General features: G+C 72.6%; 23 protein-coding genes. 4 read left to right on the forward strand and 19 right to left on the reverse strand.

The window, feature by feature from the left end; translation table 11 throughout:
• Window positions 1-5: 5 nt before the first annotated feature.
• The 14 genes from ABZ915_RS02535 to ABZ915_RS02600 are packed head-to-tail and all read right to left on the reverse strand — an operon-like array spanning window position 6 to window position 15,229.
• Window positions 6-1,979 (reverse strand): phage tail protein, encoded by a 1,974-nt coding sequence (locus ABZ915_RS02535; protein WP_361794500.1) that lies wholly within the window; start codon window positions 1,977-1,979, stop codon window positions 6-8.
• A complete protein-coding gene (locus ABZ915_RS02540) occupies window positions 1,976-4,033 on the reverse strand; it encodes a putative baseplate assembly protein (protein WP_361794503.1) in 2,058 nt (685 codons plus the stop codon). The genes ABZ915_RS02535 and ABZ915_RS02540 overlap by 4 nt, the downstream gene beginning before the upstream one ends.
• Window positions 4,030-5,988 carry a baseplate J/gp47 family protein gene (locus tag ABZ915_RS02545; protein ID WP_361794506.1) on the reverse strand — a complete coding sequence of 653 codons (1,959 nt, stop codon included), beginning with the start codon at window positions 5,986-5,988 and terminating at the stop codon, window positions 4,030-4,032. Before ABZ915_RS02545 ends, ABZ915_RS02540 begins: the two co-directional genes overlap by 4 nt.
• The gene (locus tag ABZ915_RS02550) at window positions 5,985-6,398 is read right to left on the reverse strand and encodes a GPW/gp25 family protein (protein WP_361794509.1); all 414 of its coding nucleotides are present in this window, start codon (window positions 6,396-6,398) and stop codon (window positions 5,985-5,987) included. Before ABZ915_RS02550 ends, ABZ915_RS02545 begins: the two co-directional genes overlap by 4 nt.
• A complete protein-coding gene (locus tag ABZ915_RS02555; RefSeq protein WP_361794513.1) occupies window positions 6,395-7,096 on the reverse strand; it encodes a phage baseplate assembly protein V in 702 nt (233 codons plus the stop codon). The genes ABZ915_RS02550 and ABZ915_RS02555 overlap by 4 nt, the downstream gene beginning before the upstream one ends.
• Window positions 7,093-8,274 (reverse strand): type IV secretion protein Rhs, encoded by a 1,182-nt coding sequence (locus tag ABZ915_RS02560; protein ID WP_361794516.1) that lies wholly within the window; start codon window positions 8,272-8,274, stop codon window positions 7,093-7,095. Before ABZ915_RS02560 ends, ABZ915_RS02555 begins: the two co-directional genes overlap by 4 nt.
• A gap of 10 nt (window positions 8,275-8,284) precedes the next feature.
• A complete protein-coding gene (locus ABZ915_RS02565) occupies window positions 8,285-8,956 on the reverse strand; it encodes a LysM peptidoglycan-binding domain-containing protein (RefSeq protein ID WP_361794519.1) in 672 nt (223 codons plus the stop codon).
• A complete protein-coding gene (locus ABZ915_RS02570; RefSeq protein WP_361794521.1) occupies window positions 8,953-9,138 on the reverse strand; it encodes a putative phage tail protein in 186 nt (61 codons plus the stop codon). Before ABZ915_RS02570 ends, ABZ915_RS02565 begins: the two co-directional genes overlap by 4 nt.
• 5 nt (window positions 9,139-9,143) lie before the next feature.
• A complete protein-coding gene (locus ABZ915_RS02575) occupies window positions 9,144-9,662 on the reverse strand; it encodes a phage tail protein (RefSeq protein WP_361794524.1) in 519 nt (172 codons plus the stop codon).
• Window positions 9,659-11,152: a phage tail sheath subtilisin-like domain-containing protein gene (locus ABZ915_RS02580; RefSeq protein ID WP_361794527.1), complete on the reverse strand. Its 1,494-nt coding sequence runs from the start codon at window positions 11,150-11,152 to the stop codon at window positions 9,659-9,661. Before ABZ915_RS02580 ends, ABZ915_RS02575 begins: the two co-directional genes overlap by 4 nt.
• Window position 11,153: 1 nt before the next feature.
• Window positions 11,154-11,612: a phage tail protein gene (locus ABZ915_RS02585; protein ID WP_361794530.1), complete on the reverse strand. Its 459-nt coding sequence runs from the start codon at window positions 11,610-11,612 to the stop codon at window positions 11,154-11,156.
• A gap of 37 nt (window positions 11,613-11,649) precedes the next feature.
• Entirely contained in the window at window positions 11,650-13,914 is a 2,265-nt protein-coding gene (locus ABZ915_RS02590; RefSeq protein WP_361794533.1) for a phage tail sheath C-terminal domain-containing protein, read from the reverse strand.
• An 11-nt stretch (window positions 13,915-13,925) separates the two neighbouring features.
• Window positions 13,926-14,654 (reverse strand): carboxypeptidase regulatory-like domain-containing protein, encoded by a 729-nt coding sequence (locus ABZ915_RS02595; protein ID WP_361794536.1) that lies wholly within the window; start codon window positions 14,652-14,654, stop codon window positions 13,926-13,928.
• Window positions 14,651-15,229, reverse strand: coding sequence for a DUF4255 domain-containing protein (locus ABZ915_RS02600; protein WP_361794538.1), 579 nt, complete (start codon window positions 15,227-15,229; stop codon window positions 14,651-14,653). Before ABZ915_RS02600 ends, ABZ915_RS02595 begins: the two co-directional genes overlap by 4 nt.
• A gap of 185 nt (window positions 15,230-15,414) precedes the next feature.
• Here ABZ915_RS02600 and ABZ915_RS02605 point away from each other — a divergent pair, with 185 nt between their 5' ends.
• The gene (locus ABZ915_RS02605; protein ID WP_361445049.1) at window positions 15,415-15,612 is read left to right on the forward strand and encodes a hypothetical protein; all 198 of its coding nucleotides are present in this window, start codon (window positions 15,415-15,417) and stop codon (window positions 15,610-15,612) included.
• 376 nt (window positions 15,613-15,988) lie between these two features.
• A complete protein-coding gene (locus tag ABZ915_RS02610) occupies window positions 15,989-16,522 on the forward strand; it encodes a bacterial transcriptional activator domain-containing protein (protein ID WP_361794540.1) in 534 nt (177 codons plus the stop codon).
• On the opposite strand, the gene ABZ915_RS02615 is transcribed toward ABZ915_RS02610, so the two are convergent.
• The 3 genes from ABZ915_RS02615 to ABZ915_RS02625 all read right to left on the reverse strand — a co-directional run bounded on the left by ABZ915_RS02615 (window position 16,523) and on the right by ABZ915_RS02625 (window position 19,636).
• Complete coding sequence (locus tag ABZ915_RS02615; RefSeq protein WP_361794543.1) at window positions 16,523-17,239, reverse strand: hypothetical protein; 717 nt, start codon at window positions 17,237-17,239, stop codon at window positions 16,523-16,525. It abuts the gene before it with no gap.
• Window positions 17,240-17,356: 117 nt separating this feature from the next.
• Entirely contained in the window at window positions 17,357-18,691 is a 1,335-nt protein-coding gene (locus tag ABZ915_RS02620) for a serine/threonine-protein kinase (RefSeq protein WP_361794546.1), read from the reverse strand.
• A gap of 189 nt (window positions 18,692-18,880) precedes the next feature.
• Window positions 18,881-19,636, reverse strand: coding sequence for a hypothetical protein (locus ABZ915_RS02625; protein WP_361794549.1), 756 nt, complete (start codon window positions 19,634-19,636; stop codon window positions 18,881-18,883).
• Between the two features lie 124 nt (window positions 19,637-19,760).
• On the opposite strand from ABZ915_RS02625, the gene ABZ915_RS02630 reads away from it, so the two are divergent.
• Window positions 19,761-20,936 (forward strand): AI-2E family transporter, encoded by a 1,176-nt coding sequence (locus ABZ915_RS02630; RefSeq protein ID WP_361794552.1) that lies wholly within the window; start codon window positions 19,761-19,763, stop codon window positions 20,934-20,936.
• A gap of 69 nt (window positions 20,937-21,005) precedes the next feature.
• The gene (locus ABZ915_RS02635; protein ID WP_361794555.1) at window positions 21,006-21,401 is read left to right on the forward strand and encodes an SRPBCC family protein; all 396 of its coding nucleotides are present in this window, start codon (window positions 21,006-21,008) and stop codon (window positions 21,399-21,401) included.
• Here ABZ915_RS02635 and ABZ915_RS02640 read toward each other — a convergent pair.
• Together ABZ915_RS02640 and ABZ915_RS02645 are read right to left on the reverse strand one after the other, a co-directional pair.
• A complete protein-coding gene (locus tag ABZ915_RS02640) occupies window positions 21,398-23,464 on the reverse strand; it encodes a SpoIIE family protein phosphatase (protein ID WP_361794558.1) in 2,067 nt (688 codons plus the stop codon). The two genes, ABZ915_RS02635 and ABZ915_RS02640, sit on opposite strands and share 4 nt — an antisense overlap.
• 39 nt (window positions 23,465-23,503) lie before the next feature.
• Entirely contained in the window at window positions 23,504-25,948 is a 2,445-nt protein-coding gene (locus tag ABZ915_RS02645) for a SpoIIE family protein phosphatase (protein ID WP_361794561.1), read from the reverse strand.
• Window positions 25,949-25,994: the final 46 nt, after the last annotated feature.

Here is a 25,994-nt window from a genome sequence, read left to right on the forward strand (position 1 = left end):
TCCTCTCACACAGCTCGCGTATGCACACCGACGGCGGAGACGACTCCCACGCCCACCCCTCGGCGCGACCCTCTCGGTCCTGCCCTGAGCACCCCGTCGCGGCCCAGCCGCAGGGGACGTTCGCCGCCCAGCACGGGGGGCGGCAGGGGTACGAACGCGGTGTCCACGCCGACCGTGGAACGCGTACCGACCACGAAGCCCGCGCCCCCGGTCCGCACCGACCCCACCGTGTGGGCCGGTGCCTGCCGTTCCACCAGCCGCCGCAGCGCCGTCTCGTCCGCCGATCCCGCGGGCAGCAGCACCCGGAACCGGTGCGCGTGCGCGGTGAGCGGGTCGCTGTCCGGGGCCCCGAACGCCCGCAGCGGGGCGGAGCCCAGCGCCGAACCGCCGACCCGGAACCGGCTCGCCGACCGGCTGAACAGCCGTACGGCGCCCAGGCCCTGACCGCTCCCGCGGTCGGCGGCCTCGCGCAGCCACGCCCAGCGCCGGTCCGAGGCCGACTCCTCGATGACCGGGCTCACCCCGAACACGATGCGAACCGCCTCCCGCAGCGCCCACGGTGTGCCCCTGCGCCGGTACAGCGCCGGGGCCGCCGCCAGCAGCGCGCGCCGGGTCGCGGCGTCCCAGCCGGCCTCGAAGGACAGGCCGAGCAGCCCGGCCAGCCACGGCAGCACCCGGTCCGGCACACCGGCCGGGTCGAGCAGCGCCGGATACCGCTCGATGACCCGGTCGAGGTCGGCGAACGAGGCGTCGAACAGCGACAGGAAGCGCTCGGTGAAGTCGTCGGCCGCGGGGTCCGTGCGGTAGGCGGGCGGCAGGAGTTCGGCGCTGGTGACGCGGGGGAGGTCGAGGCGGATCCGGCGTACGACGGGTGTGGCGCCGCCGTCCCCGGAGAGCCGCAGCCGCAGTCGCAGCCGGCGGCCGGGAGGCTGGTCGACGAGGAAGTCCGTGACTCCCGGGGGCGCCGCCTGCCAGTCGGTCTCGTCGTACCGGCCGTCCTCGGTCACCACGATCTCCACCGAGACCGCCGTGCCGGCGGGCACGTCGGCGTCCACGCGCACCCGGTGCCAGCGGCAGCGGGAGACGCCGCTGTCGATCAGCCCGGTGAGCAGGGTCCCGCCGGTGACGTACGGGGTGGTCGCGGCGGGCGGGGTCTGTCGCGGCCCGCCCTGCCAGGTGCAGCAGGTCGTCACGGCGCCGTCCGGGCCGTCCTCCCTCAGGCAGAACCCGTCCTCGTCCGCCGAGACGAGTGTGGACGGTGGCAGGGCCGCGGCGAGTTCGTCCAGGGTGACGACGTGGAAGCGGGCGGGCCGGCCGCTCCGGTCCACGCCCCGGTGGATGCTCAGCCTGCCGTCGTCCTCGGTGAGCAGCCACACCGTCCGGTCCCCGCCGGTGCGCAGCCCGACGATCTCTCCCCGCACCCCGGTGCGCAGCACGCCGCGCGGGGCTCCCGTGGAGTCGAACCGGCGCAGGTCCGTGCTTCCCTGACAGGCCACCAGCACCTCGTCGCCGGGTGCGAGCGCGGCCCACCGGGGCCGCTCGGCCCTGATCACCCCGGCGAGCTGTTCGCCCTCGCGGCGCCACACCAGGACCCGATCGTGGTCCACCACGGCCAGCCGGTGTCCCCGCGCGGCCACGGAGAGGGGTTCGCGCAGCCCGGCGGTGCCGCAGCCGGACGGCCACACGGACGTCCAGGTCCCGGTGCAGGCGTCGCGGCGCAGCAGTTCCGGCCGGTCCGGGACGAGCAGGTACCAGGCGCACGGGCCGCACCCCGGGGCGAGGCGGGCATCGGGGAACCACGGCAGCAGCCGCTCCCTGGTGGGCCCCTCCGGTGCGGGGCCGCTGTGGGCCAGCCGGATTCCGGCGGGGTCGTCGAACCCGACGACGCCGTCCGCCCCCGGCTCGCCGCCGACGGGCTCCTCCCAGCCGACGTAGGCGTCGAGGAGGCGGAAGGTGGCGGGGTGCGGGATGCACGTCATGACCGGTCTCCTACCGGGATCAGCAGCGGGCGCTCCGGCCAGACGAGGGTGTGCGGCGGGATCGCGTGGTCGGTGCACGGCGGCCGGCGCAGTCCGTCGACGACGAGGGAGAGCCGCGAGACGGCGAGGACACCGTCGGTCGCGAGGAGGCGCCGGACCAGTGCCGTGTGCCTGAGCGCGCCGCCGAACGGCCAGCCCGCGCCGTCCTCCCCGCCGTGCACCGGATCCAGGTAGGCGCGGATCGCGTCGCCCGCCCGCGCCAGAACGGTGGCCCGGTCGTGTACCTCAGGGTCTTCGTCGAGCGTCACCCAGGCCTCCACGGCGACCCTGCGGTAGGTGGCCGGGGCGGCGACCACCGTGACCCCGGCGGGCGCGACCTCACGGGCCAGGAAGTCGCTGACGGCCCGCAGCGTCGCGTCGGTGGGGACCGGCGGCTCTCCGGTGTCGTCGCCCGGCGGTACGACGAGCACTCCCACCACACCGGGGATGGGCACTCCGGGGAACTCCGGGTGCAGGCCGGCCACGCCCTGGGCGCGGGCCACCGAGGCGCCCGGCGCGTCGGTGGCGAGGAGGCCGTAGTCGGCGGGTGCCACGGCCCGGCCCCGGGCTCGCAGCTGTCCCACGCCCCGGCGCATCGCGTCGGCGTCCGGCTCGGCGTCCGTTCCTCCGGTGGCCGGGAAGGGGTTGTTGACGCCGGTGACGAACGGCAGCGCGGTCACCACCGCGTTGACGGCGCCGGCCTCCACGGCGCCGGCGCTGCCACCGCCGACCCGGTAGCGCACGGCCCGGACGTTGCGGAAGCCGGGCGGTACGGCGGCGCCGTTGACGCCGTCCCCGAAGGTGACCTCACCGGTGGCGTGGTCGACGGTGAACACCCGGTCGTCGGCGCCGTACCCGGCCAGGCTCTCCACTTCCCGCCAGCGAGAGGAGGATCGGGCGGTGGTGCCGAACACGTCGCCGCCCGTGTCGTCGTCGACCTCGATGACGAGGGATCCGGCGAGGATGGGAACCTGACTGAGCGTCATGTGCCGTCGGCCGTCGGCTCCGGGGGTCTGCACCGGTTGCAGCGGCTCGTCCCGGACCGTCCGGGCGGCCGTGGCCGGGACCATGTTCAGCCGCAGCCCCGAGAGCACCGGCGCCGCCCCGGCGAAAGCGCCCTGGGCGATCCGCAGGCGCAGCCAGCGCAGCAGGGGCCTCGGCCGGGAGCCGGGCGGGCTGCCGGGTTCCCAGGTGCGCGGAACCCTGAGCTCTATGGTCCCGCCGGCGCTCAGCCCGGCCGTGGAGTCGCTCATCAGCTCGGCGGGCACGAGCCGGGTGCCGTCGAGGACGTCCCAGCGCAGCAGGGGCGCGGCCGGCAGGGGCAGGGGGGTGAGGCCGCCGGAGGCCGCGGGCGCGGGGGTGGCGGCGGCGACCACCAGGCCCAGGGTGAGCCGCGGGTAGGGGGCGGCGGTTCCGGCGAGACCGATCCACAGGCCGTCGCCGGGCTGCGGGTCCCGGCCGAACGGGGCGAACGGGCGGCTCGGTCCGGCGGGTCCCAGTGGCAGGTCCTCGAGCGTTCCGCCCGTCTGCACGGCGAGCGCGGCGAGGCTCGCCGGGGTGGCGTACAGATCGTCGTCCGTCTCGTAGACCACCTGGCCGTCCGCGGTGGACGCCGCGCTCTGGAACCCGGCCGGGACCAGCACGGACGCGCCGTCCGGCGGCTTCACGGTGAACTCGAGCAGTGCGGCGGCCGCAGTGGCGGGCCGGCGTGCCACACCCGCCGTCGCCAGGTGCTCGGCCAGCAGCTTCTCCGGGAGCCGGTTGACCCGGGTGAGCACGGGTTCGGCCTGTGTGCCGAAGAGCCGTACGAGGGCGACGCCCGCGTCCTGGCGGTCGGGGTCGGTCCAGTCCGGGGTGTATCCGGCGATCCTGCCGCGTACGTCGGAGCGGACGGCCTCCGCGGTCGCCTGGACCAGCTCCGGCTGGACTCCGGTCGGCCCGGGTCCCGGTACGAGTTCGCCCGCGTCCCGCGCGTCGTTCCCCGTGTCCTTCTCCCACCACACCTCGCCGGTCATACCAGCCCCTCCCCCGGTTCCACGGCGGTCACGATCCGGGTGCGGACCGAGCGCAGCACGGGCAGTTCACCGGCGCGCAGCTCCACGTCCTGGCAGTCCTCGTCCGGGTCGGCCCCGTCCAGGCCGATCGCGACACCGGCGACGTCCGCGAGGTCCCCGAGCGCCGTCTGGGCCGCCCGCAGCAGGGCCGAGGGGCGCAGTGCCTCCCCGAACGGCCAGCCTTCCCGCGCCTCGCCGCCGACGAGCGGGTCGAGGAAGCGGCGCAGCGCGGTGGTGACCACCGCGGACACCCGGGCCCGGTCGGCGGGGCCGCCCGACAGGTCGACCCGGAGGGCGACATCGCGGTAGCGGGGTCCGCGCACGAAGACCTCGGCGGTGAGCAGCCGTGCCTGGTCGAGGCGGGCGGCGACCGCGCTCAGTGTGCCCGGGTCGGGCCGGGGGGCGGCGACGAAGTCCTCCCGGGCGAGGTCGGTGCGCGGCGCCGAGGGGACGATGTGGACGCAGACCGCGCCGGGCACGGGCGTGCACGCGAATCCGGGGTGCTCGCCGAGGGACGCGTAGGCGCGGGCGACGGCGACGCCGGGCGTCGTCCGGGCGAGGGTGACGAAGTCGTCGGCGGTGACCGCTCGGGTCACCTCCCCCAGGGCCGCGGCCGCGCGCTCTCGCGCGGCGGTGACGGTCTCGGGGTCCTCGCCGCCCTCGGCGCGCACGAGGTTGGCGGCGGTGACCGCGCCGAGTGCCGCCGGGGTGTCCGGGGCCGGGAGCCAGTTCGCGGTCAGTCCGCCGTTGCCGTCCCGGCCGCCGCCGACCACGTAGTCGACCGTGACGTCCGGGTCCGGCCCGGGGATGCGCCCGGTGAGCCCGTCGCCGAAGACCACCGCGCCCTCGGTCCGGTCCAGGACGTAGACGCGGTCGGCCGACGCGCCGAAGGTGAAGTCCGGCACCGGCTGCCAGTCCTGACCGGCCAGCCGCACGGCCGCCGCCAGGAGACGCCCGGCGGCGCCCGGCAGGACGAGGTGCTGGCCGGGGAGTTTGAGCCAGGCGTCGAGCTGGTCCGCCAGGTCGGCGCCGTGCACCGTGTACGACCGGCGGTGGCGGGCGGCGGAGACGTTGACGGCGAGCTGGAGGAGGCGGGGCGGGGCCGCGTAGGTCGCGGCGGCGGTGGACACCAGCACACCGGTGTCCCGGGTGGACCAGCCGGCGGGCGGGTACAGCCGGACGATCCCGGACCGCCGCAGCCCGGCCGTGCCGTCTTCCACCTTCTCGAACTTCTCGAACGGGCCGCCGGCGTCGGAGCCCGGCCGGAACCAGGACCAGGTCAGCTCGGCCGGGGGCGGTACGTCGGCGACCGCGCCGGGCAGCCAGGCCGCCACGGACGCGGCCGGTGTGTCCAGTTCGACGAGGAGACAGACCGGACCCGGCGCGGGCCCGTCCCCGGTGAGGGGCAGGGTGAACCGGGCCTGGGCGGGTCCGCCGTCGGCGGCCAGGAGCGGGACGCCCCGGCGTGCCCTCAGGTCCGCCGTGCGGTCCCGGTCGGTCCACACGGTGACGTCCTGGTCCTCGGCGAGCGGGAGGACGGTGACGTCGTCGTCGAGGGTGAAGACGACGTTCCCCGCCGGGTCCCGGGTCAGCGGCGTCCCGGCGGGGACGACCGGGACCGCCGTGTCCTGCTGCCGCGCGGACAGCCGCAGCACGGTGGCCGCGGGCCGGGCGGGGCGCGGCGGGTCGAGGCCGAGCAGGCGCAGTACGGCGACGACCAGCGCGTCGGGCACCTGGTCGAGCCAGTACAGCCGTTGTTCGAGGAGGTAGGCGAGGAGTTCGAGGAGGGTGACGCCCGGGTCGACGGGCGCGTGCAGTGTCCAGGTGCCGTCCGACTCGGCGGGGATCCGGCGGCGGACGGCCGCCATCATGTCGGCCCAGGTGAGGTCGTCCAGCCGGGGTGCGGGCACGGTCATGAGGCGCTCCCGGCCGGGCCGGCGAGGCCCAGGTAGAACGGGAACACCAGGTTCGCCTTGGTGTTGCTGCGCCGGACGCGGTAGACGACCGAGACGGTGACCCGTGATGCGTCGGCGGGGTCCGCCTCCGCCCGCACCTCGTCGAGCTCGACCCTCGGCTCGTACGCGCGGACGGCCTCGGCGATCGAGTTCTCCAGGTCGCGCAGGTTCTGCACGCTGCCGGGCGCGAACACCAGATCCGGTGCGCGGGTGCCGAGTTCGGGCTGCATGACGCGTTCGCCCCGGCCGGTGAGGAGCAGCGCCCGCAGACAGTGCTCGATGCTCTCCTCGCCCACGGCGTAGCCGAGCCGGCCGCTCTCGTCGGGCAGGACGGGAAACCGCCAGCCGGTGCCGAGGAAGTCCTCGCTCATGCCGTCCTCGCCTTCTTGGCCAGCACGGCCGGTGTGAGCGGCGGGGTGGGCGGGCCGGTGGGCCCGGCGGCTGAGGGATGCGTGTGCGTGTTGAACGCCTGGAGCAGCGCGTTGCCGAGCACCAGGGGTTCGGTGGCCCCGGCGCCGAGCTCGATGGAGGCGGAGTCGACGGTCACCTTCGGCGCCTTGATGGTGATCTCGCCCTGCGCGGACACGGTGACGCTGCCGCCCTCGGCGGCGGTGATCCGGACCGCCTTGCCCTGGTCGTCCAGCTCCACCACATGGCCGGCGGCCGAGGTGATCCGCACGGCGGCCTGGGAGGCGGTGTCGTCCAGGAGTACCTGGTGGCCGTGCTTGGTCCGGATGAGTTTCTGGTCGCGGCCGTCGGCGCGGGCGGCCGGCGGCTTGTCCTGGCCGTTGTACAGGCCGCCCAGGACGATGGGGAACCGCATGTCGCCGTGGACGAAGGCGACGAGCACCTCGTCGCCCTTCTCGGGCACGAACACGGCGCCGTAGCCGTTTCCCGCGTAGAGCTGGCCGACCCGGCACCATTCGGTGACCGTGGTGCCGTCGAACCACGGGAACTGAAGCTTGACCCGGCCCTCGTCGTCGCCCTCGTTCTCCACGACGAGCGCTTCGACGACGCCGTAGTACCGCTTGTCGGTGCTGCGGGCCCGTGGCGTGGTCCTGGTGGTCACTGGTCCCCCTGGTGGATCCGCCGTCCGGTGAACTGGGTGAAGAAACCGCTGGTGTTGAGCGTGTGCTCGACCCGTTTGACGAAGTACGTGCCGGAGAAGCGGCGGCCGAGGCCGTAGATCTCCAGGTTGTCGCCGGGCCGCAGTTCGGGCAGGCCCGCCACCTTGCCGGTCGCGGTGATGAACTCGTACGCGCGCTCCCGCAGCAGGCTGATCGCCAGATCGCGGGCCTCCTGGTCGCTGGTGACCGGCGCGTCGACCATGACTTCCTGGCGGCCCTGGAGCGTGGACTCGGCGACCTGCGGCCCGCTCTGCCCGTCGGCCGAGTTCTGTCCGGCGGGAAGGTTCTCGGCGGTCGCGGTGAACGCGATGGCCTGCTTGGTGCGGGGGTCCCAGCCGCGTACGGTGAGCTTGCTGACCTGCTGGGAGACCGTCAGCGTCGGGGTGAACTCCAACAGGTTGGGGATCAGTCCCGCCGGCTGCGCGCTGGGGCCGGTGGACAGTCCCGGCGCGTAGGCGAGCCGGTACACCCGGATCGGGCGGCCGTCGCGGCCGTCGGTGGGTCTGGTGAAGTAGAGCGTGTCCTCGCCGGTGGTCGGGTCCGGCAGGATGTAGCAGTCGAAGTCGAGCCGTTTGGCGCGCTCCAGCAGGAAGCTCGCGTCGTCCTGGTTCTTCTGCACCACGAGGTCGTGGGTGGGGCCCTCCCTGGTGACCTCGATCCGCAGGTGGTTGCGCTGGGCGATCTGCTCGGCGATCCGCCAGTCCGGCATGTCGCGGTAGACCTTGGTCTCGTTCTCGGTGGGTTTGCGGTCCTTGAGCCGGAGCAGCCCGTCGACGCCGCTGACCTGGACGGTGGGTGACGCCCCGTCGGTGAACCTGGGGCTGAGCGTGGAGATGGTGCCGGTGGCGACGGTGAGCAGCTTGTCGGCGTAGCCGAGCCGGACCGAGACCCGGCCGCCGAGCCGGAACTTCGGTGAATCGCTGTGCTTGAACCTGAGGTTGGCGTCGTCCCAGTTGTTCAGGGTGAGGTCGAAGCCGGACATCTCGTCGAGGTCCCGGTTCACCTTGATGTCGATGATGTCGTTCTTGGTGGAGGGGTCCATCTCCAGTCCCTCGATGCGCACTTCGAACTCGGGCGCGTACCGGTCGGGGGAGGCGATCTCCGGCGTGGGAGAGCTCATCGCGCGCTCCTCACGGCAGCCGGGGCACGGTCAGCACCCGGCCCGGCCTGAGGTCGCGTGGGTCGCTGATCCCGTTGGCCCGCGCCAGTTCCCGCCAGGCGTCGGGCCGCCGGTACAGCGCCGCGGAGATGGAGCTGAGGGTGTCGCCGCGGCGCACCACATAGCTCTTCTCCACGGTGGGCGAGGAGCGCGGCGTCTCGGCGACCTGGACGGCGGCCGGGCGGAACTCCTTGAGGGAGAGGTCCAGCAGGGCCCGCAACGGCACGCCGTCCGGCCGGAACAGCTGGTAGTTGACGTCGAGTTTCTCGACGACGCCGGTGAAGACCTCCTCGTCCCACACGAACCGGACGACGGGCGGCGCGTGTTCGCGGCTGTCGGGCCTGAGCAGGCCCCGCAGGGCGGCGACATACGCGGTGCGTACGTTCTCCAGGGTGTCGGAGGTGTCGACCAGCGCCTGTACGGTGAGCGTCTCCGTGCCGCCGCGTACGTACTGGAGGGGCGGTGTCTCCAGGCCGGGGATGGTGATCTCGGCGAAGGTGTTGCTCTTGCTCAGTTTGTAGTCGGTGGGGTTGAACCGCAGCGGAATACGGCGCTGCCGTTCGTCGGCGATGACCGGCCGGACGATCTCCAGGCGGGCCTGGGCGGCGCCCTGGCGGGCGAAGGAGACGGGCGTCACGCTCACGGCTGGTCCTCCCCGTCGCCGAAGCTGCGTTCGCCCTTGGTGTGCTGGACGCGGGCGCACTCGGCCTCGTACAGCTTCGCCCAGGCCTGGATGTGCTTGTTGAACAGCCGGGTGAACACGGCGCCGTCGTCGCCCTCCACCTGGAACCGGACCTCTAGGTGATGAATGGTCACCTTCGGCACGCCGGTCACCTCCCTTGGCTCGGCCGCGACGCGGCGTCCGCGGCGGTGTCCTGGACGACTCTGGTCAGTCCCTCGTGCGCGATCTCCAGCGACTCGATCGCGATGGCGTTCTGTTCGGCGTGCAGGTCGGGGCCGCTCCACTTGGCGGCGAGCCCGCCGTGGAACGCCCAGGCCGCGCCGGGTGTCCCGTCCGGGGCGAGGACGATCACCGCGCCGTCGCGGCGGGCGCCCAGCGAGTCGGCGAGCCCGGCCCGGTACCACGCCCACAGGCCGGCGTCGCGGACCACTCCGCGCTTGAGGGTGATCCGGTTCCACGAGTGGCGCAGCGGCAGTTGGTGGACGGAGTCGTTGCGGCCGCCCTCCGGGTAGCTCGTCACCTCCAGCTGCGCGCCGAGCCCGGTGACCTCCTGGAAGGCTCCGGAGGCGACCAGGGGCAGCAACAGCGCCTGGGCGGGCGGCAGATAGGCGTCTCCGGGGTCGAGCGTCACCAGGAAGCGGTACTTGGGCAGCGGGTCCTGCATCATGCCTCGATCACCTCCAGGCCGCGGTCCTGGCCGAGCACGAGGCGCAGCCGGATGAACTCCATGGGGACGGCGGGGGCGACCTCGATCTCGCAGACCAGTTGCCCCGGGTCCTGTTCCGGCGGGTTGTTCGTGTCGTCGCACACCACCTGGAACGCCTGCTCGGGCCGTGCCCCGGTCAGGGCGCCCGTGCGGAAGGCGGCGAGGAGCACGGAGGTGACCGCGCGGACGAGCGTCAGCCGCAGCTCGGGCGAGTTGACGTCGAACACCAGCGGGCTCGCCACCCGCCGGATCGCGCGCACCAGCAGGTGCAGCAGCCGGCGGTGGGCCACGTAGCGGGTGCGGGGGTCGGCGGACAGGGTGCGTCCGCCCCACACCATCAGCCCCCGGCCCCGGGTGCACCGGATCAGGTCGACGCCCGCGTCGAACAGCCGGACCTGTTGCGGCTCCGGCAGGTCGGCCGCGAGGTCGACGGCCTCCAGGATCACGGCGCCCGCGGGCGTGTGGTGTGCTCCGCGCTCGCCGTCGAGCCGGGCGATCACGCCCAGGACGTGACCGGACGCCGGGACGGTGCGCAGCCCGGGGCCGTCGGGGGTGCGCAGCCCCGGGTGGTAGACGGCCGCGCAGCTCAGCAGTTCACTGTCGTCGGTCGCGGTCAGTGACTCCACCCACTCCACCGTGTCGTCCACGGAGGACAGCCCGGGCGGCACGTCCAGCACGACGAGCCGGTCGAGCAGCGGGGACACGGTCCGCAGCAGTTCCAGGACGGCGTCCGTGTGTGCGGCCCCGGACAGGTCCGTGCCGAGGTCGGGCAGCGCCACCAGGGCCGGTTCGGGGAGTTCGGACTGCACGGTCACCGCGTCCGCGTACTCCTCCCGGGTCGGCGGGACGTCGGTGCCGCCCGTGAGCGTCAGTTCCCAGGACATCGAGATCGGGCCGGTCGCCGCCGGGGGCGGCTCGGGGCCGTCGGGGAGCAGCCGGATGTAGCGGGACGCGGTCAGCCGGTCGGCCACCTCGGCGAGCGGCAGGCCGGGGAAGGACTCGGGGGTCTCGCCGGGGACCGTGATCCGCAGACTGACCGTGGGCGGTCCGGCGACCGTGCTGGCCTGGAAGCGGATCGCGACGCGTACGCCGTTGCCCCAGGTGCCCGGGCTGGTGGCGACCACCTGGTAGCGGGTGGCCGTGAGTCCGCTCAGGTCTCCGGCCGTCCATGGGGCCGTGGCGGTGGCGGCCGGCCCGGAGAGCCGGAGCACCCAGGCGGTGCGGCCGCCGTTCTCGAAGAAGCCGCGCAGCGCGTACGGGGTGGCCGATGCGCCGTCCGGCGGACCGAAGGCGCCCACGACGTCGTTCCAGTTCTCCACGCGTACCGGGGAGCCGACCGGGCCACGGCGGACCCGGCCGAGGAACGCCGCCACGTCCGTGCGCAGCGGCTCGGCGTCCGAGCCGCGCGGGACGGACGTCAGGGATACGCCGGGAAGCGCTTCGCCGGTCATGTCAGGTCTGGATCTCCAGCTTCTCGACCGCCAGGACGAGCGTCTCCATGGCGATCTCGTTCTTGGTCGCGCTGAGCGTGGGGCCGGTGTACTTGGTCGGCCAGCCCCGGCTGAAGCTCCAGCGCATGGCGTCATGGTGGTTCTCGTCCTCCAGCACGATCAGGCCGGAGGTGCGCTTCACCGTGCCCTGGAGCGCCAGGACCACCCAGTTCCAGAAGTCGACGTGGCCGGTGATGCCGCGCTTGAAGGTGAGGTTGGTGAACTTCTTCAGCCCCGGGATCTTGCGGACGGTGATGTCCTCGCTGCCGTTGCGGTACTCGATCGGCGGGACCTCCAGCTCCAGGCCGCTCACCTCGGTGAAGGAGCCGCTCACCGCGACACCGTCGTTGCTGACGTCGTTCACGGTGATCCTGAAGTTGTACGACGCGTAGGGATCGTCCCTTGTCGGCAGAGGTGGCATGGTGGCCCCTTCTCGGTCGGGTTCTCGGTCGGGTGGATCAGGTGAGCTGGTTCTCGCTGGTCTTCTGCTGGATCCGGAAGATCACGAATTCGGCCGGGAAGACCGGCGCGACGCCGATGACGCAGACGAGCCTGCCGTTGGCGAGGTCGTCCTCGGTCATCGTGGTGCGGTCGCAGGCGACGAAGAACGCCTCGGAGGCGGTGGTTCCGGCGAGTGCGCCGCTGCGCCAGACCGTGGTGAGGAAGTCGGTGACCGTCTGGCGGACCACGGCCCACAGCGCCTCGTCGTTGGGCTCGAAGACCACCCACTGGGTGCCCTCGTCGATCGACTCCTCGAGGTAGAGGAAGAGCCGCCGGACGCTGACGTACTTCCACGAGCTGTCCGAGGACAGGGTGCGTGCCCCCCACACCCGGTGGCCGAACCCGGGGAAGAACCGCAGGGCGTTGATGCCCTTGGGGTTCAGCAGGTCCTGGTGGCGCTTGGTGATGTCCTGCGCGATGCCGTCGGTCTGCCGGATGCTTCTGATGACGACGTTGGCGGGCGCCTTGTGCACGCCTCGCTCCACGTCGACCCGGGCGTAGATCCCGGCCATGTGGCCGGACGGCGGTACCTCGACGTCGCGGTTGGTGGACGGGTCCTGGGTGACCAGCCAGGGGTAGTACAGCGCCGCGTACTTGGTGTCGAACGGCTCGCGGAACGCCTGGATGCCCTCCATGTCGAGTCCGTCGCGGGGGTCCAGGATCGCGAACCGGTCCTTGAGCGTCTCGCAGTGGGTGACCAGGGCCGACTCGACCGTGCCGGACCACATGCCGGGCACCGCGCAGACGGCCACCTCGTCGATGTCCTCCAGGGCGACGATGCCGGTCCGTCGGCCGCTGCCGCCGTCCGTGCCGACGAAGTCGGCGACGCTCAGGGTGTCGTACTTGTCCTGGCCGTCCGCCAGCGTCAGCCAGGAGCCGATCGCGGGCACCGGGAACAGTGCGGGGTCGGTGGACAGGCCGGCCAGTGCCGTGGCCCGGACCAGCTGGGACCGGCTCTCCAGAGCGGTCGTCACGTTCGCGGGGCTGTCGCCGGTGAGCCGGAGACCGGGGAACGTCTCGGTGACCGCCGCGCCGCCCGGGTCGGTGAACCGGGTGCCGACCTCGGCCTCGACCAGATGGATCCGGTCGCCCTCGAAGAACGTTCCCGGCACGTTCCGGTCGAAGGTCACCGTGTCCTCGGCGACCGACACGACGGTCAGTACGGTCATGGTGGTGCCGTCGTCGAGCTGGGTGACCGCGCCCTCGTACAGCCGGCTCGCGCCGCCGACACGCAGGGTCGGAGCTGCCGTGGTGTTGCCCCGGCGCACGCGGCGCACGGTGAGTCCGGTGTCCCAGGCGGCGTGTGTCGTGCCCGGCGGGAGGGTCAGCGTCACCTTGCCGTCGGCCGGCTGGCTCGCCTGGACCTTGAACCGGCGGGGGCCGATCTGCACCCAGACCTCGGCGGGCAGTTCGTCGGGGTCGAGCCCGCCCACCGCGGCCACCTCGACCGTCCCGCTGTCCTGAGCCGCGTCCGCGACCAGGCGCGTGATGAACAGCGCGCCCTCCTGGGGCTCGGGTAGCACCGGCAGCGCGGCGCCGACCATCGGCTGGATCCGCACCTGGACGGCCGCGCCCCACGCTCCGGGGCTGACCGCGGACAGCTTCAGCGTCTTCTCGGTGCCGCGCTGCCCGATCTGGACGTAGTCCCCGCGGGCCGTCCTGACCTCGGCGGTCAGTTCCGTGTCCAGGGTGAGCCGGCGGTTGGTCATGTCGTAGCCGGAGACCACCGCGGTGTGGATGAGCTGCTGGTCGTCGCCCCGGTAGACGTCGATGTGCTGGCCGATCCCGGTGAAGCCGATCAGATGGCCGAGTTGCAGGCTGGTGGCGCCCCGCGCCGCGTCGGTGGCGACGGGGCTCACCAGGCCGCGCACCAGGGTGCCCGAGGCGGGTTCGGCGCCCGCGGCGACGACCCGTTTCACGTACAGCCGCTGTCCGCCGTTGTCGAAGAAGCCCTTGACGGCCAGCGGGAACAGCCACCAGCGGCCGCCTTCGGCGGGGTTCTCGGCCCAGGCGTCACGGACTCCGGCCTCCGGCTCGGGCAGGAAGCCGCCGAACACGGTCTGGTACTCCAGGAAGTTCGTGACCAGTTTGGGCTTGCCGGTGGACGGGCCGCGAGCGGTGACCCCGACCATGCCGGCCGTGCTCGTGCTCACCCCCGCGATCGGCCGTGGCCCCGCGTCGATCTCCTCGACGTAGACCCCGGGGCTCAGGTACTCGGCCATGGACGGCTCCTTCACTGCTCACGGATCTCGATGACGTGTCGGCGCGAGGCGTCCTGGGGCAGGCGCACGGTCAGCGCCCCCGCCCGGCCCGGCCGTTCGACCGCCTCCAGACGGAAGGTCTCCTCGGCGGGGTTGTCCGCGGCCTTCTCGCCCTCCCACCGCAGGGCGAGCCGGAAGGCGCCCGTGGCGTCGGCCAGGGTCCGTTCCTGCCACGGCGTCAGGTCGTCGCCGGTGTGCCCGGCGGCCTCGACCAGCGCGTTCGCGACGGGCGCCCGCGTGGCCGCGTCGACCACGACACCGTGGACGGTGCGCACTCCCGGCGCGTAGGGATAGGAGACCGCCGGCAGCATCCGGACCAGCCTCGGTGCCGTCTCCACGGCCGGCGGGTGGGTATCGTCGTAGGCGTGCACGAGGAACTCGACGCCGACGAGGCCGGCCGCGAAGGGCTGGTCGTCGGCCGGGTACAGCGGCAGGTAGCCGGGGGCCGTGAACAGGGCGCGGTGGCGCTCCGGCGGGACGGTCCACGGCTCGCTCCGCCTGCCGAGCCCCGGGAAGGCGAGGGCACCGCTGGGTGTGCGCACCGCCCTGTCGTCCAGTGCCACCCAGCCGTCCGTGTCGTCGAACCGTTCGAGGCGGACCGCCACGCCCGCCGGGCGCACCAGACGGGCGTGGTCGTCGAACGGCACCAGCCAGACGGGGCTGTGGAGGGTCGACCGGGCCAGGGGCAGGAAGGCGCTCATGGCGTCGCCGTCCCCTCGACGGTCCGGCTCTGCACGGGCCGCACCGGTGTCTCGACGGCCGAGTCCAGGTTGACGACGCGGATCTCGTAGTTCAGCGACAGCCGGTAGGGCTTCTGGATCGCGTACCAGACCCAGGACTTCTGGTCGAGGCTCAGCGGTGTCAGCGTCAGGTGCAGCGAGTCGGTGCTGCCCGCCAGGCTGCCGGTCAGCTGTGCGCCGTCCAGGATCGCGTCGTCGTAGAAGGTCTGCAGGGCGCGTCCGAGCATGCGGTGCTGGGTCGCCTGGTCGCCGCCCCAGGGGGTGATCAGATACCGCAGCAGCAGGGCCATGGGCGCCTTGCGAGTGGTCGGCGGGCCGGGCGGCTGGGAACGCACCGGGGGCCGGTTGCGCGAGGTGGGGTCCTCGGCGATCTCGTAGAGGAACACGGTGAGTTTGGGCGGCGGCGTCTGCACCGTCTCGGAGAGGTCGTTGAGTTCGGCGATCGGCGATTCCATCTGCCCGAGCCCGCGCAGGGCCTGGTTGAGTGCGCTGACGATGCCCGACGAGACGTCGGCGATCACACCGAAGTCACCCACTCCAAGCCCCCTCGTCCCGGCCTGCGCTGAAGACGTACGCCGAAACAATGCAGAGCCCCATGTGATCCGGCCGCGACGAACCCGTCGCACCGGCGTCACCACGGTGTCCCCCCGGCCGGCGATGACGTCGGCGGACACGGACCGACAACGCCGGGGTGACATCGGCGGGGAACACTTGGTCTCTCATGGAGACCCCCTCGACGCGGTCCGGCGTCCTGATACTGCGGGTGTGGGTGGAAGGCGGCGGGTCCGACGGCTTCCGCGCGCGCATCATCCAGGCGGTCGGCGGGCAGCAGGAGCCCCCCACCGCGGCGAGCAAGACCACCGCTGTCCTCGACGCGGTACGCCTCTGGCTCGAGGAGCTGCTTGAGCAGGACGGGTGACGTTTCCGCGACGCGGTGGTGATTCCTTTCCGACGCCTGTCACGCTAAGAAACGACCTGCGATCATGATTTGCTCGTAACATGGGCTTCGAGAATCCCTAGAGCCACACCGAAGATCATGAAAGCCGACATCGGTACCGGGGGCGTCGATGAACGGACAAACACAAGGCATCACCTTGAGGTTGCTCAAGGGCTTCGCACTATCGGTTGACCATACACGCGTTCCGGTTTGCTCCAGTACGCAGCGACTCCTCGCTTTTCTGGCCCTACAGGACATGCCGCGCTCACGCACCTACGTGGCCGGAATTCTCTGGCCGGACGTCACGGCTTCGCGTGCCAATGCAAACCTGAGATCCTCCCTCTGGAGGGCGACCCGCATGGGTCACCCCATCATCGAGGTATCGGTGCGCGATCTGGCCATCGCCAAGCACATCGCCGTGGACCTGCACGAAGCGGTTGCACGCGCACACCGACTACTCGACAAATCACGCTCCTGCGACGACATCCTCACGATGGACACGCTGTCCGACTTGTCGGCCGACCTGCTTCCGGAATGGCCGGAACACGACTGGATGCTGATTGAACAGGAGCAATATCATCAGCTGCGCCTTTATGCCCTGGAAGCGATGACGGAACGGCTCACGGCGGCGCGACGCCATGGCGAGGCGGTCGCCGCCGGACTCACCGCTGTGCGTACGGAACCCCTGCGGGAAAGCGCGCATCGCGTCCTGGTGAAGGCGCATTTGGCGGCCGGTAATAGGGGTGCGGCATTACGTCAATATGAACAATGCCGCCGTGTTCTGCGCGAGGAATTGGGACTTGAACCCTCACCGTCGCTGGGAGCCCTGCTGCCACCCCGCTGCGAAGGCGGCGAACAGTCACGTCTCCAGCCGACCGGCATCCAGGCCTGATCAGCGCTCCGGGAGCTGGTCGTAGGTCTTGAACGTGTAGGTGGCGTCGTAGGTCATGAGGTTTCCGCTCGTCGCCTGAAGGCCGAGTATTCGGTTGAGGGACGCGGTCAGGGGTCCGCAGTGTTCGGCGGCGGGGGCGGAGAACGTGTCGTCGTACGCGGAGAACTTGATCAGCGGAGGATCCTGGGAGAGCCACTCCGAAGGGCCCGACCGCTTGAGCTGGAAGTCGACCGGGGCGTCCGCCCCGATGGTGCAGCTGTGCCGCAGCAGGGGGCCGAGGAGCCGGAAGCGCAGACTGAACTGCCCGGTGTAGAAGTCGGATCGGCCGCCGTATTCGGGCAGTATGGCCAAGCCCTTGGACATGGCGGTCGGTGTGGTGTGCATCGTCCCCCACACCTGCCCGTCGGTACCGTCCGGCAGCGGGCCCTCGGCGTGTGTCATGGTGATCGGGGCGAGGTTCACGGTGAGCTTGCCCATCGTCAACTTCGGTGCGGCGTTGTGCACTTCGCATCGCCAGCGGGCCGGGTCCACGCCGGAGGGAAGGGGCGGGCAGTCGCTGAAGTCGGCTGCCGAAGGAGTGGCGGCGGTCGGTTCGGCGTGGGCGGTACCCGGTGTGTACGCGGCGGTGATGCCCACGAGTGCGGCGACGCCGGCGGCGGAGACAGCGGTGCGGCGGACGATGGAGAGAACGGGGCGGGCGACAGTGGAGTTCGGCATGTCGATCATCCTGCCGTCCACCACTCTCCGGCCACCATCGGTGACACCCCCGGCCCCACCCTGAGAGGACCCTGACACCCTGTCAGGGCCGCTGTCCGTCAGGCGTCGGGGGCTCCGTCAGTGATTCTTCCCGTGCTTGGGGGCGCTCGGTTTCTTGGGCTTCTTGCTGTCCGCCAGCGCCTTGTACTTCTTTGCCAGGGATTGCGGACCGGCCGCCGCCCTCCCTCTGCCATGGGCCTCGTCCGCACCCTGGTGCGCCGAGGAGGTCCCGGGGTCCTGCGCGGAACGCACGGCGGGTGTCCGCGGGGCGGGGCGTGTCGGCCCGTGCGCCGGTGTCGAGGGGGCGCCGGAGGGCTCGGTCGTCCGAGTCGTCGGTCCGTGGCCGTCGGCACCCGAGGCGGTGCCGCCGCCGGAACCGGGCAGGCCCACGATCGATCCCGTCAGGGCGACACCGAGCAGCGTGGTCAGCGCGGCCCCGGCCGTGGCCAGGTTCCGCCTGCCGCGCCGCCGGGCGGCCGGGACCTGGCGCGGGGCCGCCACGGTCCGCAGCGGCTCGGGATCGACGGAATACGCCGGGGCGTCAGCCCGGCCGGTGCCGTACGCCCCGGCCGAGAGCATGGCCCTCGACCCGCTCAACGCGGTCAGCGCCTCGGCGCACACGGCCGCCTCGGGGCGTTCACGCGCCTCCTGCGCTGTCATGACCGTCAACAGGCGGGACAGCTCACCGTCGAGGGAGGCGGGAATCACCGGGGCGCGGTGCAGGCGGGCGATCGCCGCTTCCAGCGGGGCGCCGTCGTACTCCAGTCGTCCCTTCAGGCACTCCAGCAGGGTCAGGCCGAGGGCGTAGACGTCCGCGGCGGGGCCCACCTCGCGGCCCGTGACCTGTTCGGGAGCCAGATACGCCGCGGTGCCCACCAGCGCCCCGTCGGCGGTGTGCGCGGTGGCGTCGATCAGCCGCGAGATGCCGAAGTCGGTCAGGTGGGGGGCGCCCGCCTCGTCCATGAGGATGTTGGACGGCTTGACGTCGCGATGGACCACCCCGGCGGCGTGCACATGCGCGAGGGCCTCCGCCAGGGCGGCGCCGAGGGCGCACACGTGGGCGCGGGGCAGCATGCCCGCGGCGATGCGGGTGCGCAGCGTCGCGCCCTTGAGGAGCTGCATGACCAGGAACGGCCGGCCCCTGTCCCGTCCGAAGTCGTGGACGGTGACGAGGCCGGGATGCTCCAGCCGGGCCAGCAGCAGGGCTTCCTCGGCGAATCGTTCCTCCGTCTGCGCGTCGGTGCCCGCACGGAACACCTTCACCGCGACGGGCCGCCTCAGCTGGAGATCGAAGGCCTCGTGGACATCGGCGGCACCGCCCCGCCCGAGCAGGGCGCCCAGCCGGTAGCGGCCGGCCAGCATCGCGCCCCGGAGGGGCGATTCCGGCCCCGCGGACCACGGGCGTACTGGCATGTTGCTCCCCCAAGACGGGCGCGCTGTGTTCCTGACCGGTGTATCCGGACGGGTTCCTGACCGGCGTATCCGGACGGAGATGTTCGCGTTCCCAGAACGGGTCGCGTTATCCCTTGCGGACGCTCCTCGGCCCGAAGGGAGAATTTCCGTCAACCTGAGGGAAACTCACCCGCGAGCCGGAGCAGAGCGCTATCGCGGGTCGTCGTACTCGCGTGAGACCACCTCGACGCGCCCGGTGGCGTGGTCGCAGCGCACGGTGTCCAGCCCCAGGGACTCCAGTTCGGCGATCGACGCGGCGTGCGTGACGGTGTTCAGCGCGAGCATGCCCACCCTGGGGTCGTCGTCGCCGAGCACCACGTCCCCGGCGAGCAGCGTCTCCATCAGCCGCTGCGCGGAGGCCGAGGGGAGCTGCTCGTCGACGGCGATGTGCAGCATCAGGTGTTCGTGGCCGGTGTCGGCCCACCGGGCCTGCGACACCCAGGCCGTGCGGACCGCGGGGAACTCCCGCACCCGGCGGGCCAGTGCGTCCCGGAGGGCCACCGCGACCGGGTGGGTGGACCAGCTGAGCACGACCTGCTCGCCGGCGGCCTGCCGGCCGCGCCCGCCGAGGGTCCGGTGCAGCAACGGGGCCGGTACGCGGGCCCAGCCCTTCCCGGAGTGGAGCGCCAAGGCCGTGACCCCGGTTCGCTCGACGATGTCCAGCAGCCGCAGGGCATCGCAGTGGATCGCCGCCGCGGCCTCCGGCAACCGCTCGGCGCAACACGCCTCGCTGGTGTAGCCCGGAAGGGCGGGCGTGCCGTCCTCGCCGCGGAAGAACAGCACCGAGCCGTTCTCCCGGACGGGAACGAACACCCCGTGGTCGACCAGGGCGGCGAGCAGCCGCTCCGCCTCCGTCCCGGCGGCGTCACGGTCGAGTATGTCGGCGAGGGCCGTGTTGACTGTCACGCTCGAAGCCTAGGGCAGCGGACCGCCGGTCCTCGCGCGTTGTTTCGCCTCGTCCGCCCGGCTTGCCCTTACGGTGCTCTAGAAGTGACGGAAGGTCAGAAACGGAGGGGAGGCACGGGAGGCCGTGGCCGATACGGGCGGTGGAGCGGCCGGGCGGAGCCGCGGGCGCCGGGCGGGCCGCGTGGTGCTGGGGAGCCGGCCGGCGCACTCCGTGCGGCTCCCCCCGCGCCTCCGCTCCGGCCCGGCGGCCCTCGGCGCGGCCGAGCGGACGGTGCCCTCCCTGCGCGTCGCCGCGGCCTACGCCTGGCGCCTCATCGTGGTCGGCATCGTCGTCTACGGTGTCTTCACCGTCCTCGGCCGCTTCCAGCTCATCGCCGTGGCCCTGTTCCTCGCGCTCGTCGTCACCTCGGTCCTGCGTCCCGTCGCCGACCTGCTGAGCCGCGTGCTCCCCCGGCCCCTGAGCGTCGCCATCGCCCTCGTGGGCAGTCTGCTGCTCCTGCTCGGTCTGCTCGCCCTGGTCGGCAACGCGGTGGCGGGCGAGTCGGCGAAGCTGGCGGGTGAGTTCCAGGGCGGCGTCCACCGGCTCGAGCAGTGGCTGCGGCGTCCGCCGTTCCGGATCAGCCCCGGCAAGCTCTCCGAGCTCCAGGGCCAGCTGGTGGACTACCTCGACGCGCACCGTTCGAGACTGCTCAGCAGTGCCGTCAGCGGTCTCGGCCGGGTCGTCGAACTGGCCGCCGGCGGGGTGCTCGCGCTGTTCTCCTCGCTCTTCTTCATCCACTCCGGCGAGCACCTGTGGGCGTGGGCGCGCGACCAGCTGCTGCCCAGCGGCGCCCGCCCGGGGTGGGACCGGGCGGGGCGCGCGGCCTGGCGGACGTTCGCCGGGTACACCCGGGGCATCATCATCGTGGCCGCCACCAACGCCGTGCTGGTCGGTGTCGCCCTGCTCGTCCTGCGGGTACCGCTCGCGCTGCCGCTGACCCTGCTGGAGTTCTTCGCCGCGTTCGTGCCGCTGGTGGGCTCACCGGTCGCGCTCGGCGTGGCCACGGTGGTCGCCCTCGCCGGGCGCGGCCCCCTCACCGCCCTCGCCGTCCTCGCGCTCATCGTCGTCATCGGCCAGCTCGAGGGACATGTGCTGCACCCCCTGGTGCTGAGCTGGGCGGTCCGTCTCCATCCCCTCGTCGTGGCCGTGTCGGTCATCGCGGGCAGCATCGTCGCGGGGGTGATCGGCGCCGTCGTGGCCGTCCCGTTCATCTCGGTCGTCTGGTCGGTGCTGCGCGCCCTGCGGACGGCGCCGGCGTAGGGACTTTTCGGCCGCCGCAGAAGGGGCACGCGTCCGGGGTACGTACCCGAGCGGAGGAACGGTGCCGCCATGGCTGAGTACGAACGTTCACGCACGATGCCCGCACAGCCCGACCAGGTCTTCGACCGGGCCGCCGACGTCGGCCGGCTCGACGCCTGGCTGCCGGACGCCCTGCACGTGCACCCCGAGGAACCGCCCGCCGTCACCGTGCACGAGGACCGCTCCGACGAGGACACCTCGGCGCTGCTGCGCACCGAACGCGATCAGATGCGCATCGAGTGGGGCACCCGTGAGCAGGGCAGCTACGCCGGCTGGCTCCAGGTCGCCGGCATCGGCAGCGGAACCAGTGAGGTGACCGTCCATCTGTCGTTCTTCGAGGGAGGCCACGACCCCGGCGAACGCGCGGCCCGCGAAGCCCTCGACCGCAGTCTGGAACGGCTGGAGGAGCAGGTGCGGGCCGGCTAACGGGTCCGCGCCACCAGGAGGGCGACGTCGTCGTGGTCGTCGGGGTGGCGCAGGCCGTACAGCAGCAGGTCGCAGGTCTCCTCCAGGGGCCGGTGGGGCTCCTGGAGGAAGCTGAGGAGCATGTTCAGGCGGTCGTCGATGGAGTGATGGCGGGTCTCGACGAGACCGTCGGTGTAGAGGACGAGCAGGTCGCCGGGGTCGAGGCGGGTCATCGTGGTCTCGAAGGCGATCCCGCCGACGCCGAGCGGCGCTCCGGCGGGCAGGTCGAGGAGCCTCGGGGCCTGGCCGGGGCGGGCCAGCGCGGGGGGCATGTGTCCGGCGTTCGCGAGGTGGCAGTTGCGCGTCCGGGGGTCGTACACGGCGTAGAGGCACGTGACGATGTAGTGCTCCAGATCGCAGGTGATCTTGTCGAGGTGCTGGAGCACCGCCTCCGGAGCCAGGTCGAGGTCGGCGTAGGCACAGGTGGCTGTGCGCAGCCGGCCCATCGTGGCGGCCGCGTCGATGCCGTTGCCCATCACGTCGCCCACGACCAGCGCGGTCTTGTCGTCGGCCAGCGGGATCACGTCGTACCAGTCGCCGCCGACCTCGCTGGTGGCCTGGGCGGGCTGGTAGCGGGAGGCGACCTCCAGCCCGGTGTGGTGCAGGGGATGGTCGGGCAGCAGGCTGCGCTGGAGGGTCAGGGCGGTGTTGCGCACGCTCTGGAACCAGCGGGCGTTGTCGATGGCGACGGCGGCACGGCTGGCGAGCTCACTGGCCAGGACGACGTCGTCGTCGTCGAACGGGAGCGGGTTGCGGGTGCGTTTGAGGTCGAGGGCGCCGAGCACCTCGCCGTGGGCGATCAGCGGCACGGCGAGATAGGAGTGGACGCCGGCCCGGGCCAGGAGCGTGACGGCCTCGGCGTCGCGTGCGATGCGCGGTAGGTCGTGCTCCCCCACGTGCCGCACCAGCACGGGTCTGGCCGTGTGGACGCACAGGGTCACCAGGCGGTCCCCGTCGTAGGCGGCCAGGTCTCCGGGAGGGTCGGCGGCGCGCAGGGCCACGGTGGGGTGGGACGCCCGGAGGGCGAGCGCGCGGAAGAGTTCCGGGCCGTTGGCGGGCTTGCTGGTGCGGCGGTAGGCCAGCGCCTCGTCCAGGACGTCGACGGCGACCACGTCGGCCAGATCGGGGATGGCTATGTCGGCCAGCTCGTGGGCGGTCTCCTCCACCTCCAGCGTGGTCCCGACGCGGGTGGAGGCGTCGGCGATGAGCGCCAGACGACGCCGGGCCCGGTCGGCCTCGAGGGCCGCACGGTGCCGCTCGGTGACGTCGACGACCGAGGCGGCCGCGCCCAGGGTCCGCCCGCCGGGATCCTCCAGGCGGTAGAAGGACAGGGACCAGGCGTGGTCCTCGTCGGGGTCGGTCGGGGGACGGCCCACGTGGTACTGGTCGAGCAGCGGGGTGCCGGTGGTGAGCACCTGGCGCAACGCGGACTCGATCGTCCCCACGTCGGAGAAGGGCAGGGTCTCGCGCAGCCGACGGCCGATGTGGTCCTCGGCGGGTATGCCGTCGATGCGCGCCAGTGCGGGATTGACCAGGATGTAGCGCAGTTCGGGATCCAGGAGGGCCAGGCCGATCGGGGACTGTCTGATCAGCCGGTCGCACAGCGCCAGGTCGGTCTCGACCCGCTGGAGCAGGGTGTGGTCGGCCGCGATGCCGAGGGCGAAGATCTCCCCCACGTCGTCGAGCAGCCGCATGGTGCGGAACTCCATCAGGCGGCTGCTGCCGTCCTTGTGCCGTACGGGGAAGGCGCCCGCCCAGCTCCGGCCGGTCTCCAGCACGTCCGTGAACAGACTCAGGACGGACTTCAGGTGTTCCGGGCCGATCAGCAGCCGTGCGGCGTACTGGCCCAGCGCCTCTTCGGAGGTGTAGCCGAACAGTTCCTCGGCCTGCGGGGTCCAGAACACGATGCACCCGTCGGTGTCCAGCACCACCGCGGCGACGCTCAGCACGTCCAGCAGCCCGGTCGGCCGCGGCGTCTCGGGAACGGAGACGTCACGGTCGGTCTCGGGTGATTCGGCTGTCATCCCAGCCCCTCCCTTCCGCCGGATCGGCATCCGGCGGAGTCACGTACCGTCGGGCAGTTGTTGCTCCGTCCAGATCGTCTTGCCGTCGGATGTGTGGCGGGTGCCCCAGCGCTGGGCGACCTGGGCGACCAGGAACAGACCCCGCCCGCCCTCGTCGGTGATGCGCGCCCCCCGCAGGTGCGGGGAGGTGTGGCTGGCGTCCGAGACCTCGCAGATCAGGGCGCGCTCGTGGATGAGCCGCAGCCTGATCGGCCCGTACGCGTGCTTGATGGCGTTGGTCACCAGTTCGCTCACGATCAGTTCCGTGGTGAACGCCACCTCGTCGAGGCCCCACTGGGCGAGCTGGCGGGCGGCGTTGTTCCTGGCCACGTGCACCGCCGAAGGGTCCGCGGGGACGTCCCAGGAGACGACGCGGTCGGGGCTGAGCGCGTGGGTCCGCGCGATGAGGAAGGCGACGTCGTCGCGCGGGCGTTCCGGCAGCAGCGTGCGGACCATGATGTCGCACAGTTCCTCGAGCGGCCGGTCGGGGTGGGCCAGGGTGAAGCACAGGCGCTCCATCCCCACGTCGACGTCCCGGTCCGAGGCCTCGATCAGGCCGTCGGTGTAGAGCGCGATGATGCTCCCCTCCTCCACCGTGATCTCGGCCGACTCGAACGGGAGGCCACCGAGTCCCAGGGGCGGCCCGGCGGGGATGTCGGGGAACTCGACCGGCTCGCTCAGGTGGGCGATCGCCGGGCTCGGATGCCCGGCGCGCGCCACCACGATGGTGCGGGTGACGGGGTCGTAGACGGCGTACACACAGGTCGCGCCGACGACGACCGGGCCCTGCGCGGCGGCTTCGGCCTCGTCCGACAGACGCATGACCAGGTCGTCGACATGGGTCAGCAGTTCGTCCGGGGGCAGGTCCAGATCGGCCAGCGTCTGGACGGCGGCCCGCAGCCGCCCCATGCTGGCCGCTGCGTGCAGCCCGTGGCCGACGACGTCTCCCACGACGAGCGCGACCCTGGCGCCGGAGAGCGGGATGACGTCGAACCAGTCGCCGCCCACCCCCGCCTCGGTGTCGGCGGGCAGATAGCGGTAGGCGACCTCGACCGCGTTGTGCCGGGGCAGATCGGGCGGCAGCAGGCTGGTCTGGAGGGTGAGCGCGGCCTGGTGCTGCCGGGCGAAACGCCGGGCGTTGTCGACGCACACGGCGGCCCGCGCCACCAGTTCCTCGACGAGGAGCAGATCGTCCTCGTCGAACGGGTCGGGGTTCTTCCAGCGCAGCAGGGTCACCACTCCCATGGTGATGCCGCGGGCCCGCAGCGGGACGACCAGGTGCGTGTGCACGCCGAGCCGGAGGAGTTTCGTCCAGCGCTGGGAGTCGTCGACGAGCCACGAGGTGGCGGCGCTGACGACCTCGAGGATGGGCTTCCCGGTGGCCAGGCAGCGTTCCTGCGGGGACCGCGCCGGGTAGCGGGTGGCGGCGCCGATCTGCACCACCACTTCGGGATGGTCCTCCTGGATCGACAGATGGGCGGCCCGGTGCAGCGTCGGATCGCCGTGCCCGGGTCCTCCGGGCCGCCCCGCCTCCGTGCGTCCTTCGTCCAGTCGTACTTCGTCCAGGAGGTCGATCGCCACGAAGTCGGCGACGCGCGGCACCACGACCTCCGCCAGTTCCTGCACCGTCCGTTCGAGGTCGAGGGTGGTCCCGATGTGTTCACTGGCCTCGTTCAGCAGGGTCAGCCGGTCGCGTGCCGTGTCCTGGCCGGTGGCGTGGAGGGCGACGAGGCAGATGCCCAGCGTCTCGCCCTCGGCGTCCCGCACGGGAAAGAAGGAACGCAACCTGAAGTTCCGTTCCCTGGTCCGGCGGGCCATGGCGGGGCGGGGCGGCGCGTGGTCCAGGGTCACCTGGGGCTGCCCGGTGATGAGCGCGCGCCTGGCATGACGGTCGCCGAGGAACGCCGGCTCACCGGCGCCGGTGATGGTGCCGGGCGAAGCGGCGTCGTCCGGCCGGCCCCCCTCCATCTCGGCCAGCGCGCGGTTGCCCCATTTCCAGCGCAGTTCGGTGTCCAGTACGGCGATTCCGAGGGGGGACCGCACGAGCAGGCCGCGCGCGACCGCGTCGAAGAACTCGTACTCCAGCCGGTCCCTGACGTCGCAGGCGACGACGAGCCAGCCGTGGTGGCCGTCGGCGCCGACGAGGGGGCACATGCGGATAGAGAGCTCGACGGCGTGGCCGGCGCGGTGCCGGGCGGCGAGCACGCCGGTCCAGCCGCGGTCCGTGCGCCGCAGCCCGGAGACGGCGGCGGCGAGGTTCCCGTCCGCCATGACGGATGCCACCGGCTGTCCGACCACGTCACGGGCCGGGTAGCCGATCAGGCGCTCGGCTCCGGGGCTCCAGGAGACGATCTGCTGATCGGCATCGGTGACCACCACGGCCGCGGACTCGATGTCGAACGGATCGGCCGGATCTGCACTGCCGAGAGCGCCGCTGACGCCCATATGCACGTCCCATCCCAGGGCCGGGCCCCCACGTGCCCATTGTCGC

This window comes from Streptomyces sp. NPDC046915, assembly GCF_040644935.1.
GTDB lineage: Bacteria > Actinomycetota > Actinomycetes > Streptomycetales > Streptomycetaceae > Streptomyces.